Annotated in this window: 8 protein-coding genes; all 8 read right to left on the bottom strand. The window is 58.4% G+C overall.

The features are described from left to right. Window positions 1-121: 121 nt before the first annotated feature. On the bottom strand, window positions 122-925 hold the full coding sequence (drmC, locus tag M9Q49_RS15710) for a DISARM system phospholipase D-like protein DrmC (RefSeq protein WP_254509744.1): 804 nt from the start codon (window positions 923-925) through the stop codon (window positions 122-124). Beyond that, complete coding sequence (gene drmB / locus M9Q49_RS15705) at window positions 925-2,745, bottom strand: DUF1998 domain-containing protein (protein ID WP_254509743.1); 1,821 nt, start codon at window positions 2,743-2,745, stop codon at window positions 925-927. Before drmB ends, drmC begins: the two co-directional genes overlap by 1 nt. Continuing rightward, the gene (gene drmA / locus M9Q49_RS15700) at window positions 2,742-6,185 is read right to left on the bottom strand and encodes a DISARM system helicase DrmA (RefSeq protein ID WP_254509742.1); all 3,444 of its coding nucleotides are present in this window, start codon (window positions 6,183-6,185) and stop codon (window positions 2,742-2,744) included. Before drmA ends, drmB begins: the two co-directional genes overlap by 4 nt. A 102-nt stretch (window positions 6,186-6,287) precedes the next feature. Continuing rightward, a complete protein-coding gene (locus M9Q49_RS15695) occupies window positions 6,288-6,851 on the bottom strand; it encodes a hypothetical protein (protein ID WP_254509741.1) in 564 nt (187 codons plus the stop codon). 23 nt (window positions 6,852-6,874) lie between these two features. Next, window positions 6,875-8,245, bottom strand: a complete 1,371-nt coding sequence (locus M9Q49_RS15690) for an HD domain-containing protein (RefSeq protein WP_254509740.1) — start codon at window positions 8,243-8,245, stop codon at window positions 6,875-6,877. Further along, window positions 8,245-10,212, bottom strand: coding sequence for a type IIL restriction-modification enzyme MmeI (locus tag M9Q49_RS15685; RefSeq protein ID WP_254509739.1), 1,968 nt, complete (start codon window positions 10,210-10,212; stop codon window positions 8,245-8,247). Before M9Q49_RS15685 ends, M9Q49_RS15690 begins: the two co-directional genes overlap by 1 nt. Continuing rightward, entirely contained in the window at window positions 10,155-12,485 is a 2,331-nt protein-coding gene (locus M9Q49_RS15680) for a type IIL restriction-modification enzyme MmeI (protein WP_254509738.1), read from the bottom strand. The genes M9Q49_RS15685 and M9Q49_RS15680 overlap by 58 nt, the downstream gene beginning before the upstream one ends. Before the next feature lie 35 nt (window positions 12,486-12,520). Next, a complete protein-coding gene (gene drmD, locus M9Q49_RS15675; RefSeq protein ID WP_254509737.1) occupies window positions 12,521-15,802 on the bottom strand; it encodes a DISARM system SNF2-like helicase DrmD in 3,282 nt (1,093 codons plus the stop codon). Window positions 15,803-15,847: the final 45 nt, after the last annotated feature.

The raw sequence follows: 15,847 nt of genomic DNA, 5'->3' as shown, positions 1-15,847 counted from the left end.
GAAACAGTGGGGGCCTCACCATCTCCAATGGCATAACGAACGCCGCTGGGACACGATGTCGCCTCAGGACGTTGCGTGGGCCGTGAGCCAAGGTTGGAGACGAGCTCGCTGCCATACATGGTCAACGCGGCGGCAGAGTTAGCGGGGTCAGTTTTTGCGAAGCAACCAATCCATCAAGAAAAGCCTCTAGCTTTTGAGCTAGTGGGCTCGAATGCAGGCAGACGCCAATTTCAATATTGCGTTCCTGGGCTGCCTCGGTGAAGTTCGCCGATGTGACGAACAATTGCTTATGGTCTACGACGACGGCCTTGGCGTGAAATGACGACCTCTTTGGCGCATCCGTCGTCAACGCACGATTGTCGTAGAATAGCTGCGGAAGGCGTCTGCCTGGCGGCCATTCCCGAGTTTGAAATCGTTGCCTGAACCGCTGAACAATTTCACTTTCCCGGGACGTGTCATTCTGCGTTCGACCGATATTCACAAACATTCGCACCGTCAAGTTGGGCAATTGCTCCATACGGTCGGCGAGCACCTGGAACACTTCGCGCCCCTGATAAATGGCGAAGCCCGCGATGTACACTGACTCCGTAGCGCCGGCGAACATTGATTGCACAACGGCACTGGTATCTCGGCGCTCTCCAGCAGGATCTTCCGGCCCGGTCGCCACCATCTGCACGCAACGTTCGACATTGAAGTCTGCTTGATCCCGTTCGACGGCCAACGCTTCTAACAAAACGGCCAGTTGTGCAGGGACAAAGGCTTGCGTGTGCAGATCAGACAGGCCGCCAGCGGCCCGTTCGCTCGGGGCGACGTCCAGCCAACGCTGCAAGGCCAGCGCACGGTAAGGTGGTACCAATCGCCCGGACCGCAGTTCACTTGCGAGCAGGCGAAGGGTGTCGCTGGAGAGGCAGGAGAACATCTCCATTACCAGATTCCTGCGGCAAAGAACTCGCTACCGAGTCCTTCGATCGTTGGCACGACGAGTGCCCGATCCAGAAAATCGTTGTGCTGCTCGCAAGATGTTTCGGCAATCAACAAGCAGCCATGACAGGCGGCGCCGTGTAAGAATCTTCGCTCATGGGCACTCGCCGGTTGATGTTGCGCACAAACCGGGTCGTTCGAGCACAACTCGCCGAGCTTAAGTGCATTGCGAACATGATCGTGAATGCGACGACCAACCTCGACAAGTCCCCCCAATGTACCCTCGGCATCCGGCGATCCAGTGTAGAGCAGCACTCCGTATCCTACGTCCTTGATCGCGTACACACGCTCGCGAATTGAACTGGCCGGATAGCCGCATTCCAGAGATACCGCCGTAATCAGTTGATGCGAAAACGAATGCAGCATCAGATAAGGCAGCCCCGGTGGTTTCCGTGCACTCTGCTCTGGATGTTCCTCCAGCCAACGTTGAAACCCGGCATCAAGCCGCTTACCCTGCTTCTGCACTTCAGGGCGCTGCAACCAGGCTCCGATCGCTGCGGAGTTAAACTGAAGGAATACACCCTCCCCCCGGTTTTCGACGGCTGGCAACCAACTTACTTCTCGCGCCAGCGACGCCCGCTTCACATCGACAGCCAATTCCCCTTCGATGTCCGGAGACAGAGGTTCAAAGCGAGTGAAGCCCACCTCGGCCGTCACTTCCCGTAGTCGCTGCACCAGCACAATGCGCTCAATGTCTTTCATCCAGGGCTGATCCCACGATTCTCGCGAGAGTTCCCGCGAGTAAAAGACACTATCCGGTGTGTCAGAACCAATCTCTTCCTGTCTGGCCGTGAGGGTTTCCAACTCGGCCCGCCGCACGGATTTGGGTTCGGCATCTCCTGCACCACGGCGCGCGTTCAATTCTGCCATGACTTCATCATCGCTCACACCCTCCAAGAGCGCCTGTACCTTTCGTTTCTTACGCTCGCTCTTGAGCTCATCAAGGTTCGTGACCTCTTCCAAAAAATCCCAGGCACCATTTACTGCCTCTCTGACCTTTTCATCTCGATCAGGGAGGGAGATGACGCTCATCAATTGCGGGAAGTAAGCATTACTTGCAGTCCGAATTAGCAGACGGTTGAAGTGGTTGCATTTTTCCGCCCAGCCGATTCCAAGCCAAGGACGTGCGCCATCGCAGTGTCCTAGTGCGGGATTGTGAGGGCCAGCCGCTTCCTTAAGCGGACGCTCCAACTTGCATTCACATCGAACCCACACTTCGGACAAATCGCCGGTTGTACCTCGTTCATCGATCCAAAGTTGCCTGCGGCATTCCGTGGGAGCATTGTGAACGAACGCGCGCCATTCAATGTCGCCGATATGCCCAGCGACGCAGGCTCTGACAAAACGCACCGGAACCACCGGATGTCGTTTTTTGTCCTGATCAATGAATAATGACTTCGTTAATGCCTTGCGATGAACTAGCATCCGCGAACGCGTCGTGCGCGCTTCACTGCGATCGACATCCTGCGTGATGAACCACTCCGGGAACTGCCAAGCCGTAATGTTTGTTGGCGGAAGATTGGGATCTTCCCGTTCTGGCGGCGGCTCACGCAAACTCAGCACTTTTAGATCGAGGAGCTTTTTGAGCTTCTCGACGAGCCGCGGTTCTAGAATCTCTTCGCCGCCGGTTGTCCACGAGTCCAAGCCGCTGATCAGAACCGAGTGCTCCGGCAAATCGACCATCGCTCCGGGACCAAACGTCGTGACGACTTGGCTTTGTCGAATTTGTCCGGCCGGTCGCGGGCGTCCTGCGGGCTTGTTCATTCTTCCTCCGTTACGTCGAATCCGTCCAGTGTCTTGAGCCGGAGATTTACGCTCGGCTCCACGTCACGCATCGAGCGGTTAGCGCGAAACAACCGATGCCGCCGAGGCAATGACTTAAGCTCTGGATCGAGAAACGTTCGCAAGAGCGGCTTCGCCCCACCGGCCTCGCCTGTGTTGTATTGCAAGGAAACGTCGTCGCGCTGATAGTCGACCACGAGATTCACCCACTCATCCAGCAACTTCGTCGCCCGTTCTCGCAACTGAGTTCTAAATCGTTCCCTCAACTCACTATTGCTACCAGCCGCGTGCTGATACGCTCGATCACCTAGGTAGTTGACGATCTCGCTCAGCTTCTCGCGAATCCGCAACGCTGCCTCGGCGCCTTTCGGTGGAGTCATTTCCTTATGCTTCTGTCGGGCCAGCGCAATGACCGTTCCCGCGAGCGCTCGATCCAGGGCCCGCGGCGAGAACGGCGTCACGCTGGTAGCTTCCACGCTCCGGTAGAACGTCTCGTGATAGGTTGCAAACCGCTCATAGTGCGAGCGGTCGCGCGGCCGATTCACGTTGAGAATGGTGACCACCAAGCCGGGCCGATTCACGTCGCGACCCACGCGACTGCTGGCCTGGATGTACTCGGCGCTGGTTTTTGGCTGGCCGAATACGACCATCAGTCCGAGCCGCACGATATCGAGGCCGACTGAGATCATGTTCGTCGCGAGGGCGACGTCAACGTGCTCCTTCTTAGCGAAAGATTGGCTGAGCAAGCGTTTGGCTTCGGAGACTTTGGTCGTGCTGACGCGTGACGTCAGCTCCACCACTTCATAGGCAATCGTTCGATTCGTAAACAAACCTGCCGCTTCACCGACACGCTTGCGCAGGCTGTAGCCGGTGAGCTTCGTGCCGACTTCGTCCTCGACAATCCGCCGCGCACCACCCAGCTCGCGCAAACTGTTGAAGTAGCCGAGCAACGTCATGTAAGCATCGGCGGGATTGGCAGCATTTTTCTCGCCACCGTTGTCTGCAAAGGCCCGTTCTGCACCTGCGAGTAGCGTCAAGTATGCTCTGAGCATCGTCACCTTCGGGCTGCGGCCGGCGGCAGCAATGCCGACATAAAGCCGTGGGTTGCTTTGCTCGCGCGAATGCGTTTCGGCAAAGAACGAATTTCGTCGATCTGGGCCCGGTGGTGGGAAAATGTCGACCGTGCGGCGATCGAATAACGCCCGAATCTGGCTTTCCGCTCGCCGCACCGTCGCCGTCGAAGCGACAATCTTGGGCCTGACCTTTTGTCCGTTCACCTCATGGCAACAAAGCTCATCGAGGGCCGCTTCGTACAAGCCGGCGATCGTGCCTAGTGGCCCCGAGATCAAATGCAGTTCGTCTTGAATGATCAGTTCCGGAGGCAACAATCGGCCGCCAGGCAAGGGCCTGCCGCCGCCACCATCGCAAGGACCAAAGAAGCCGATCTTGGGGTCATAGCGCTCCGCGCGGCCGAAGAACTTGCCGACCTCGCCGGTCCAGGGCATGGCTGCAAACTTGTCGACCGTGGCAATCATGAAGCAGGGCAGCCGTTGGTAAATCGATTCATCCACGGCAACGAGCGGAAGATGCCGTTCGCTGCTGAAGTCGCAGCCGCGTTTTAAGCAGCGGGTACGCAGTTCCAGCGGCTCATCTCGATTGGGATACAGCGTGAAGGGACTAACCTTGGCTCCGCGATCGGGCTCCAACTTTGATCCGCACCACGGGCACTCCTCAATCGGAATCGGCCGCGGCTTGCTGTCGTTGTTCGCATACGCAATCGTTTTCGCCCTCGCCGCATCGTCGTTATTATCCCCCTTCTTGCCCATCACGTTCGGCGTAGCCGCTTTGCCAACCCACAGACCAATCTCAAACGGCCAGCTGCCGAGCTTGTCGACATCGTTTTCGCGCTCGAGCTCCAGCGCGCAGATCAGCGTCGCGGCACGACCCAATTGATCGAGCGTTAACAGCCGCAGCGTGTAACGCATCAAAACGGAAAGCCCCGCCGAGGCAATGCCCGGATTGCGCAGCCGTCGCAGTACGAGCGTGAATGCTGCCAGCCCCAAATAGGCTTCGGTTTTACCGCCGCCGGTGGGAAAGAACAGCAAATCGACCGCACTCCGGTCGGCATGCGTCGGCTCGGCGATGCCGCGGAGATTCATCAGCACAAACGCCAGCTGAAATGGCCGCCACTTCGGCGTGATCGCTGCCGAGGCACCCGGCCAGGCTTTGGCATCGGCGGTTGCATGCACACCCTGGCGCTGACGCGCCGATTTCGCCATCACACGATTCGCCAGGCAAAATGCTTCCAGGCATTTCGGATCGGCCAGCAGGTCGATCCCTTCCTGAATCCGTCGCGCGGCGTGGCGAGCCCGTCCGATCATGTCTTCCGCAATAACTGCCCGAGCCGGGGGCAACGTGTCGATTACCTTTGCCTGCTCGTCAAGCCACGCTCGATATTTGATAACCAACTCGCCAAGCTTCGCCTGTGCGTCAGCCTGATTGGCGAGCATGCTTAGCTCATCCATGCTGATTGTCACGCCCTTGATCTCGTTAGGTGGCGCGACATATTCAACTTCCGCTGTCGGGATCCAACAGGTGCGAGCAACCTGGCATTGACGATTTTCGTCAAGGTCTGCCTCTGTCGCCACGTTGTGCCCCACGGCGTGCTCACACACATCGCGGTACTGCAAATCCGCCATTTGCTCGTCGCGGTCGTCGCTCTTCATGCCCCGCACGTTCGGTCGTGGCACAAACGGGTTCTCGCTGCTCACCTCCAGCGAGGTTTGAAAAGCAAAGGCCTGATCGCGCAATTCGCTGGGGGCAGGTTCGCGACGGTTGACGAGAAAGACGGAGACGGACCTCGTTCCCTTCGGCAATGAAGTCTCGTTGTCGTCCGTAGGCACCGGCCGAACCAGGTATTCGATCTTCAGGCCCTGGCTTTTGGGGACATCCTTCTGCCGCGGCCCGTTTGTCGATGCTGGCAGCTCCAGCACGACGGTCTGTTCATGCCCTGTGCGTCGCCACGTCCCATCGCCACGCCGGCTCGAAAGCTCGAATTTCTCCTCACCATTCCAGAGATAATCGCCCCAGCGAGCCACCACCGTCAAACGCTTGGTTTCGGGCGCCACGAGCAGGCTCATGCCAATCGACGACGGAAAGAATGACTGCCTCGCGGCGGCCGTGTCGGGAACGGCTTCATCGTCACCAGTGCCCGCCTCGCCGCCATTGTCGACCTGTTCGCGAACATCTTCGTCGGCGCGTTCCTTGGGATCGGTGTCAAACGGCGCGATGTATCCCGTCAGATACCAGCGCGAAGGATCCTGCGGCAGCACTTCGCTGGCATCGCCCATTTTTCGATTGGGACCAATCAGGTCAAGCTGCAGGGCATCGACCAGTTGAGCGCGGACAGCGGCGGCAGGCATTGGAAGGACGTTCTACACAGGCGGGGTGAATAGCCAGAGTGCGAGCTATTGTGCCAAACGATTGCGCCGAATACTACTTTTCAATCAGAGAAATATAGGAACTTAAGGTTTGATGAGTTCCGCGTTCACAAGCTGACCATACCAATGATCGATTTCTTCATTGGTGAACTTGTCCTTCTTAATACTCTTGAATTTCTTGACCGTCTCTGCTTTCCACGGCCCCTTACCACCGCGAGCGCTGACCCAGCGGTAGCAAAAGTCGAGCGTGGCAATCAACTCCAAATCTCCGGGCGACATCTCACCCAGAGCCTCAACCACATTCTGAATTGTAGGCAGGTGTTCGCTGATCTTGGAGTCAAACTTGTCGAGCAACTCCTCGCTTGCCGGCCCCGGCCGATAATCGGAGTACTTGCCTTGGGATGAACCGTCAGTGATGACGTTATCGGCAATCAGCCAATCGACGTCAGCCATGATGCTGCTGCAGAACGGCCCGTAGTGGTAGATGTCGAAGTCGTACCGCATCGGGACGCCGAGCACGTTCAGGAAGTACAGAATCTTTTGGATTGCAGTCCGCCCGAGAAAACATCCAGGGCACTTCTCCTTGGCCTCAGAAATGACCGCGGCCAGCAGGGCATGTTCCCAGCGGTGATTGAAGACGAGTTTCATGGTACCTCCGTGCATGCCCGAGATTATTGACTATTCCGGAGCACGCGACAACGCTCCCGGATTTGATCTCGCTTCGTTCGCTCGGGTGCATCGGCGAAGATGAATCCGACCCGAAACTCTCGTGATAGCGTCTTCAGGATGTGGCTGCGCTCCCCGAGCGATGACTTCCTGCCTCCTTCAATCAGGGGAAAATCGATCTTTCCGCTCGTTGATTGGTCGTCGTCCCTGGCCAGTTTATGGATCGCCAGCGGCTTTTCGGGGAAATCGCCCAGGAAGTCAACGTCATTGTACTCCTGCTGGATTGCTTGAAGCACCCTCCTGGCCTTTTGAATCCCTGCAACCCCGTCACTTTCTTCAAGCGCGAACACGTCACGATGGTGCCGACGGTGGATGATGCGATCCGCCCACTTGTGCCCTGCCTTGGAATCGTCATCCGCTGCCGCCATCAGCTGGTGCATCGCCCGCACGTCATTCCAGGCCAGAACCTTGTCTGGCGTGTCGAACTCAGATTTGTCGAGGCACTTGAAATACTCCTCTAGATAGAGGTCGTAGATTCGCCGCAGCCGGTGATAGTAAACCTGAGTGTTCATCTGGTAACGGGCAAGGATCAGTGACTCGAAGTTGTGGATCCCGTCCCGATGAATCCCCATTTCTAGTTCGCCGGTTTCTTCGTTCTGCCAGACGGTTAGGCACTCGATGAGACGGCGATGATCAAACTTGCCGTAGTCGACACCGCAATGATGAGAATCGCGAAGCAGGTAATCCGTGCGATCCGCGTCAATTTGCCCGGATACAATGTCGCGAAGCAATCGCAACTGCGGTGCCGCATTCGGACCCGGTTTGATCAAATTTGCCGTCAACCCCGCGCAGCCAGGAAAGAAGCGTTCGTCCAACAAGTTCTTCAAATGGTCTGGCGAACGAAGCAGAAAGACCGTGAGCGCTTCATGGTCCGAGTCCTTATGGATCACGGACTCCGCTGCGTGAGAAAAGCAACAGTGCCCTGTGTCATGGAGCAATGCCGCCATGCGACAGATCTGGCGCGCACGGGCGAGCGTGTCCTCCTTCAGGTCAGCGACCTGCTTGAAGGTTTCTTCCATGACCGCGCCGCTCTCTGCCAGCAGCCGATCGAAGATCCGCGTCGAGGTCTCCATGACTCCCAGTGAGTGCTCGAATCTCGTGTGGGTAGCGCCGGGGTAAATCAGTTCCGTGAGCGCCAACTGCCGGATGTATCGCAGCCGCCGAAAGATCCAATGATCAATTACATCCCGTTCTGCATTCGAGAATCGAATGAAACCGTGGATAGGACAGCGCAGCCGGTGTTTCGGCACGTGTGGGTCGCCTGCCAAATACTGCGGCTGGCGAAACAGACTTTCGCGCGAAGGTTGCTCGGGCATTAGTCGATCCCTGGCAGGGTGGGAAGGTCGTCCTTTGCTTTGCGGCCACGTGTCACCTTGGGTTTGGCGCCTTTCTCCATGGCCGCGGCTGCTTCGCCGCTGAGGCGTTCTTGTTCGGCGCGCTCTTTGTTGAGTTCGAGCAGGCGGGCGAGGACTTCGTCGCGGAAGTCGTCGGGCCAACGGTAGCGCCAGGGCTTTTTCTTTTGACGACGGCCCGGGCGGGCTTCGGCTTCGTCGTCGTCTTCCTCTTCTTCGTAGTCGAGCAGGAACTCGCAGGTGGCGCGCTTGGCCAGGTCGTGCCAGCCGTAGGCTTCGAGGACGGCGCGGTCCATGGCGGCGTGCAGCTCGCGGAGGCGGCGGATGCCGGCGACAATCTCCGGATCGGCCTCGGTCTCGTCATGATCCCGATCATGAAACCGGTTGTAGGTCTTCGTCAGCCCCTCGTTTTGCTTAACCATCAGGGCGGCACGGAAGTCGTAGTATTCTTGGCCGATGGTTTCGAGTGAACGCAGTCTTGCGTTGCGCTCAAGCGGCGAATTGATCGAAGAGTTTTCGAGCACCTGCTCTGGAAAAGGGAAGGTCTCGAAGCAGTCCGAAGGGGCGTATGCAAGATCGTCTTTCAATGTTGCACTGAAGGTTCGTGCCCAGATTTCATGCACCCGGCATTGCATGACCGCGAAAGAACTAAATCTTTCCATAGTCATGATGTTTACTTTGTTGCTAAACACTACGTTCGCGCTGACGAAGGTCAACGACAGATACGGGCCGTATAGGGCATTGATCAGCACTTGTGAACGGCCTCGAATCGCAGCTCGTAGCTCAGGACGTGGTCGCATGTATTGCCACCACAGATCCTTCCCTCGCTTGTCTTTGATTTTATCTCGCTCTGGCTTCACTCTTGATTCGACGATACTGATCAGATCGGGCCAATCGCTCGCTTCCTTTAGGTTCATCTCGCCAAAGTCAATCACGTACCGGTGCGCTTGGTGCGTCGGATTGTCATTTACATCTTCCCCGCTAACGAAGGGAAAAATTCTTGTTTGGTTTCTAGGGTCATTGGAAATCAACGTGTTCATCGCTTCAAGCGAACTTGCGACGCCAGCGCGATCGGTATCGTCAAATGTGAATCCCATTCCGAGAACGTAGCACCCGTTAAAACTCCGGTTCGCGTTCGCAAGAAGTGTAGATGGATTGTCGTTGCCACCGGAGGAAAACAGATACGCGGTAATCTTCTGGACCGGTTTCCCATCCAGCTCTCGAATCCTGACGCATCCTTTCTTCATCGCGTTTACGACGCTCACAATCACAGCCGCTTGACCAGGCCACATGCGTCTTCGATGTGCATAAAATACGTCACCTCCGTTGTTGCAAATCCACCGTAAGCCCGTTCCCCTCGTATCGCCTTGCGCAATAGTGTTCGTCGCAATCAACCCGAATGTTCCAGTGTCACGAAGGTTCGTAAAGACCCGCCGAAAGAAATGTGCGACCAAGTCTGCATTGCCATGAGAGTCAGTATGCAGTAGTTGAAGCCAGTCGAGGAAACCTTCGCGGTTACTATTGATTAGCGTATTCTTACCTGCAAACGGCGGATTGCCCACGATCGCATCAAACCCACCATTCTCCCTTTCAAACACTTCCGGAGACTCAATCTGCCAGTGAAAAGGTTCGATCGGGTGCGTGCCGATGCGGAGTTCGCGCGCGAGGGCTTGGAGTTCGAGAATGAGCTCCGGTTTTGGCGGAATCTTGTCCTTGTCGCTGCCGAAGTAGAGGGTAAGTTTGCGGCCGGCGGTGTCGAGGGCTTCTTTGCGCTGCTTGTCCTTGTCGCTGCTGAAGAAGGCCGCGATCACCAGGTCGCCGGTGAGGCGGATCGTTTCCATCGCCTCTTCGATCCCCGCCAGCCGTTGCTTCATCAGCCGGTACGATTCGTTCTCCGGCGCGGCGAGCAACTTCTGCCGCAGATCGAGCACCCGCCGGAGCTTCGCCTTGAGCGGATCGGCAAATAGATACAGATTCTCGTTGGCTGATTTGCCCTTCTTTGTTTTCGTCTTGGTTTTCCCCTCATCCCTCGCCCCTCGTCCCCTTCCGCATCCCAGGTAAAGTTCTCGATCTGCCGGCGCGTCAGACCCACGAGCGAATCTCCCGCGCGGAGCGAATGATCGAGGAACGTGAAGGGATGGTCTTTGGCGAGCGTCGCGAGCCAGAGGGAGAGCTTTGACAGATCGACGGCCAGCGGGTTCTTATCGACGCCGTACAAACAGCGCTGCGCTACCAGCCGGCGGGCATGCAGAATCTCGTCTTCATCGGGCGGCAAGGCGGGGACGCACCGATGCCGATGCCAGGCCTCGACAAGTTGATCGCCCAGTTGGCGGCAGGCTTCGACGAGGAAGGCGCCGCTGCCCATGGCGGGGTCGCAGATTTTGAGATCGAGAATTTCGTCGGGAGTGGGACCGGAGGCGCTGGCCGCGATGGTACTAGAGGCCTGCCCCTCACCCCGGCCCTCTCCCCGGAGTACCGAGGCGAGGGAGGAAGAAGCAATGTCGCCCTCTCTCCCACTCGCCCTCTCTCGCACTCCCAGCCGTTCCAAAATCGGCCGGAGCGTGGTGCGGACGATCGGTTCCGTGAGCGACCGCGGCGTGTAGTGCGAACCGCTCTTACGACGTTCGTCACTCGGTTGCAGGACCATCGCGCCGGGAGGAACAATGTTCGCCGTCGCAGAACGGGCGATCTTCTTGTCGAGGCCGACGAGCAGGTCTTCGATGGTCTGGGCGACTTTAATGGCGTCCGCCGCCTGACCAGTAAAGTTCTGATCGGTCTGCTCCTTGAGCCACTTCACGCGGTCAGCAGTTTTCTGCTTCAGCAGCTCATCGAGATTGATCGTCGTTGGCGCGCCGTGGCTCTTGGTGGGTTTGATGGCGATGCTGCGTCCCTGAGCGACTTGCAGGCTGAAGCCCATCATCGTTTCGTACACGCCGCCGATGTGCTCCACGTCGAGCGAGCGATAGCTCAGTCGCTCGCCGTCGAGGATCAGCAGGTTCTGCAACACGCGATAGACCACGCCATCGCTGACGTGCGGCACCGTCAGGCGGTCGAAATTTTCGCGCCTTGAGTGGAGCGGCCGGCCTTCCAGAAACGGGTAGCGGTCGGGATCGAACAAATACCCTTCGCGGGCTGGCAGCTGAAACTTGCCATGCCGCGCGCCGTCGTACACCAGGCGAAAGAGCACGAGCAGCTGAGCCCAAGCGCCGTAGCGTTGCTCCATCGTATCGTGATAGCGCCCCGCATCTTCGCGCAGCCGAGCGAACAGACCCGTGAGCGAATAAAAGCGGTTGTAAACATCATCGCGAGCAAGTAAATCGCGATCTTCGGCATACAGAATGAACACCAGCCGCAGCAACACCGTGAGGAGCCCGGCATAGACCTGGTTGGGATCGGCGGCGAGAACATCCTTGAGCAGTTCGCCGTTCCTTTGGGCATCGGCCGCCTGCAGACCATGAACGAGTTCATACAAGGCAGCGAGCACCTGCTCGGCGAGCTGCGTACTGACGACATTTTGATACTTGCGACTCTCGGCCAGGATCGCCGGCAGCCGTTTCTTTTCTTCTCCGTAGAAGAGTCGACTGGCGGAAAGGAGCATCTGCAGCGCGGCAAAGATCGGCCGGCCGGAGACCTCGGCCATGTTGGCAACGCTGAATGTGATGTGCCCGCTGCTCTCGCCCGCCGGTTTGTAAATCAACCGCAGCTGGCGATGGTTGAAAAGAATGCCGATCGGCACGCCGGTTTTCAGCAGCAGCAGTTCCAACTTGGAATGAGGACTCGCCGCCCACTGCTGGGGATCGGTGCCGTTCGCATCGAGATCGGTGTCCGCCGGCACAGACTGCACGAGCATCAGCCACGGCTTTGTTTCGTCCTTGGCTTTGCTATCGGGCACCGAGAAACTTGGGGACAGTGTTTCGCCGTAAGCGGGGAGCGGCACGCTGAGAGAATCAGGCGGCGAGACGATGTCGGACGATTCCCAGCCGAGGACCTCTTGCGCAAAGACGCGGAAGTCCGGGATCTGAGAAACGATTTGCCCATCGCCGTCGCGCGGCAACAAAGCCAGAAACCGCTGATGATCTGCGGCGACGTTGCGCTGAACATAGGCTTCGGCATTCAGCAGCGCGGGGATGGACACGACAAGGCCCACGGGCTGGACGTAGCCAAGCCATTCCTGGTGGGCGCGATATTCGGGAGGATTAGACATGGGAGAAGATGGAGCCGGTGATCAGCAGGGTGAACTTAACCAGTGACGGGCCAGAGATAGACCAGGCCGACTGGCTCGATGCGTTGCGCCTTCACGTCGTATACCTCTTGAATGCGGGCGGGCTCAGAATCGAGTTCCGCTTCCAGCTTGGGGAGGCGGGCTTCCCAGAACTTTTCATCTGCTTTGAGTTGACGGATTTCCTCCTCGACCTCGCCGAAACGGAGCCGGAGTTGCCGATCGTCTTCCTTGGCCCGCTCGGCGAGCAACTTCTTGAGGTGCTTGTGCTGTGTCTCCAGGATCTGCTTCATGGCCTTGGCTTCGGCCTGGCCACGTTCCTTGAGCTTCTGCCTGGCTTCGGTGGCCAGTTCCTGCCCACGAGTTTCGAGGTGGGGAAGCAGCTGCTGAATGTCGCTGGTGGCTGAGCCCTGCAGATTGCCTTCAACCTTCGACGTTACCTGCTGGTCTGGCTTGGGAAGGAGGCTTTGCTGGAGGAGCTGGATCGTCTTCTGTTCGGCGTCGCGTGCATACGGAGCGAGCGGAGCTTTGCGATCGCGAGGATCGATCCAACGGGCGGTGATCGGGATCAGCTCCTCATGCAAACGAGCAGCGCCCGGACCATAGAGGCAGAGGCGGCCGAGGAGGATGACGCGGGGAATGCCATCCGTCGTCTGGCCCAGGCAGGCACGGGACAAGTCGTGGTGCACAAAGCCTTGGGCCGTGAACCGGCCCAGGAGCCGCTGCACAACGCGATGCTCGAGGTGCAGGTGGACGACATCGTCTGCGAGTTTGCCAGTGTCTTCAAAGACGATCGGCCGGATTGGAGAGTTGCGTCGCCAGTCCCAGAACTTTTCATCTCGTTCGCGCGGCTTGCGGAGACTATCCATGGTTTCGACCCATGTGGGATCAGCACCGGGAAGTTGATCGATGGCGGGAAAGACCGCGCGGGGCGGGCCATTGCCGTCGGCTTTTGTCGGGGTAAGCCCGGGCACTTTCAGCAATTCGAGCGCACTGGTGATGGCAGAGCGGAAATGATCTTCGTCGAGGCCGATGCTAGCCTTGGATTCGTTGACGATGTCACGAAGCTTGTCGATCTGCAGGCGAATGCCCTGACGGCGGCGAGCGTCGCTGGGATCGATGCGTTCACCGGCCTCGTTGAGCGGAAGCCGGGCGGCTTCGAGTTCATGCTCGACCGTCTGCCGCGTGCTGGCGTCGAGATCTGCCCCACTGATGTCGGATTCGAGTTCGTCGATCGTGCTGCGACGGATGCCATGTTGGAGCGACTTAGCTAGTTTCGCGTCGATCACTTGCGATAAGCTGCCTAGCTCCTTTTTGATGGTCTCCGTTTTCCGTACGAGCGCCTGCAGAATGCGGTCTTCGGGTCGCTGCTCGTAGACAAAGTAATGGCAAAAAACAGTGGCGTTCGGCTGCAGTTTGCGGTCAATGCGGCCGTTGCGTTGTTCCATGCGGGCCGGGTTCCACGGCACGTCGAAATGGAACAGGTTCCAGCAATGGGCCTGCAGGTTGAGACCTTCGCGAGCGGCGTCGGTCGCGATGAGAATCCGCACGGGGTGCTGAGCGGGCGGAGCGTTGAACGCACGTTTGATTCGGTCGCGTTCTTCCGGCGGCGTGGGGCCATGAAAGATGGCGATGCGATCGTCGACCGCGTCAGTTCCGGCGAGCGCGGATTGGAGCTGCTGGTGCAGATAACGCTTCGTGTCGTCGTATTCGGTGAAGAGTATGATGCGGAGATCGTTCCAGCTGCGACCGGCGAGCATGCTTTTGCGAATCCAGGCGATGAGCTCGCGAGTGCGGGCGTCCGGCTGGTGGCGAGCAGCGTCGGCGATTTCGGTCATCTGGTCGAGGAGTTGCTGTTCCTTGGCGATTAGTTTGGTATTGCCGCCGGGCTCCATACCGGCAGCCGTCGCGGCTTCGATCTGAGCATCTTCTTCGTCCTGCAACTCCAGTTCGGTTAGGTTGGCCCGGTCATCGTCGCTGGAAACCGGCTCGGCCAGCAATTCAAGTTGTTCAGGCTTGGCGCTGGCGGCGGCTGCCAGGGATTTCACTTCTTCCCATTGCCGGGCGATCGTCTTGCGGTGCACTCGCAAAGTACGAGCAAAGGCCTCGATCGATGAAAGTAGACGCTGTTGCAAGCCCGTAATGAGCAGGCCTGCTGCGGCTTGTTTGCGTTTGGTCTCGCCGCTGAGGCGTTCTTCGCGCAGCTGGCGGTACTGATCAAGCAGGCTGGAAAGCTGGAGTTCTGGCGCGTCCGCCGGCAGATCGCGAATGGTGACTTGGACGACCTTCCGCTCCGGAAAGCCGCCATCGATCTCGCGGATGTCCTCCTTCAGCCGGCGAACCATCACGTCGTCGAGCATCTTTTGCTGCACCGGCGTGCCGCGGAGGAACCGCTGCGGATCGAGGATCTCTAGCAGCGCTGAGAAGCTATTCGAGTGACCGTTGTGCGGCGTCGCGGAAAGAAACAGCCGGTGCTCGAAGCACGGAGCAAGTTCGCGGACCGTCTTGGTGATCTGCGAATCGATGGCGTACTTTTGCCCGCTGGACGGAGCCGCGTGGTGAGCTTCATCCAGAATGAGCAGCGACCCTGGACGGAACTCCCGGAGCCAATCTCGCATCGGGTTGGTGTATCCCTCATCGATCAACAGTCGCTGCGAAACTAGGAAGCGTGTGTGGGTTTCCCACGGATTGACTCCGTAGCCACGTTCTCGACGGATGCGCGTGACGTATACTTTGTCGAGAATCTCGAAAGCCAGGCCGAAACGATTGGCCATCTCGTCCTTCCACTGCAGCAGCATCGACGGCGGGCAGCAGATGACGATGTCGCGCACCTTCTTGCGCAGCAGCAGCTCACGAGCGATCAGCCCGGCTTCGATGGTTTTGCCGAGGCCAACGTCGTCGGCGATGAACAGATTCACCCGCGGTAGGAGGAGTGCTTTGCGCAGCGGTTCGAGCTGGTATGCGTCGAGCTTGATGCCGGCTCGGAACGGCGACTGGAACAAGCGGGGGTTGGTCGCAGTCACGCAATTCCAACGAAGCGTGTTGAGGTAGGCAGCGAAGATTCGAGGTGGATCGAAGCCGCGCTGGGCGATTGCATCCCAGGCCTCGCCCGTCATGATCTCGGCGTCGACTTCGTGCTCCCACAGGACTTGCAGCTCTTGTCCCTGAGCATCGTCATCGACGCAGGAGAGTTTCACTAGCGAGCTATCGTCCTGCGCCGAGGCGCGGGTGGCATCCTCAATCAAATAGAGTCGTTGCCGGATGCGCGCAATGCGTCCGGGGGCAGGTTTAATTACGGCCATGGCGTTCCTGGATTGGGGATCACACCGCAAATGCGATCTTCGATG

The organism is Anatilimnocola floriformis (genome assembly GCF_024256385.1).
Taxonomy (GTDB): domain Bacteria; phylum Planctomycetota; class Planctomycetia; order Pirellulales; family Pirellulaceae; genus Anatilimnocola; species Anatilimnocola floriformis.
Note: the sequence above shows the minus strand (reverse complement) of the source record. Positions and strands in the feature narration are given on the sequence as shown.

Coding starts and splice junctions, on each gene's coding strand:
- drmD (WP_254509737.1), bottom strand. CDS start 15,802: ATGGCCGTAATTAAACCTGCCCCCGGACGCATTGCGCGCATCCGGCAA.
- drmA (WP_254509742.1), bottom strand. CDS start 6,185: ATGCCTGCCGCCGCTGTCCGCGCTCAACTGGTCGATGCCCTGCAGCTT.
- drmC (WP_254509744.1), bottom strand. CDS start 925: ATGGAGATGTTCTCCTGCCTCTCCAGCGACACCCTTCGCCTGCTCGCA.
- drmB (WP_254509743.1), bottom strand. CDS start 2,745: ATGAACAAGCCCGCAGGACGCCCGCGACCGGCCGGACAAATTCGACAA.
- M9Q49_RS15695 (WP_254509741.1), bottom strand. CDS start 6,851: ATGAAACTCGTCTTCAATCACCGCTGGGAACATGCCCTGCTGGCCGCG.
- M9Q49_RS15690 (WP_254509740.1), bottom strand. CDS start 8,245: ATGCCCGAGCAACCTTCGCGCGAAAGTCTGTTTCGCCAGCCGCAGTAT.
- M9Q49_RS15680 (WP_254509738.1), bottom strand. CDS start 12,485: ATGTCTAATCCTCCCGAATATCGCGCCCACCAGGAATGGCTTGGCTAC.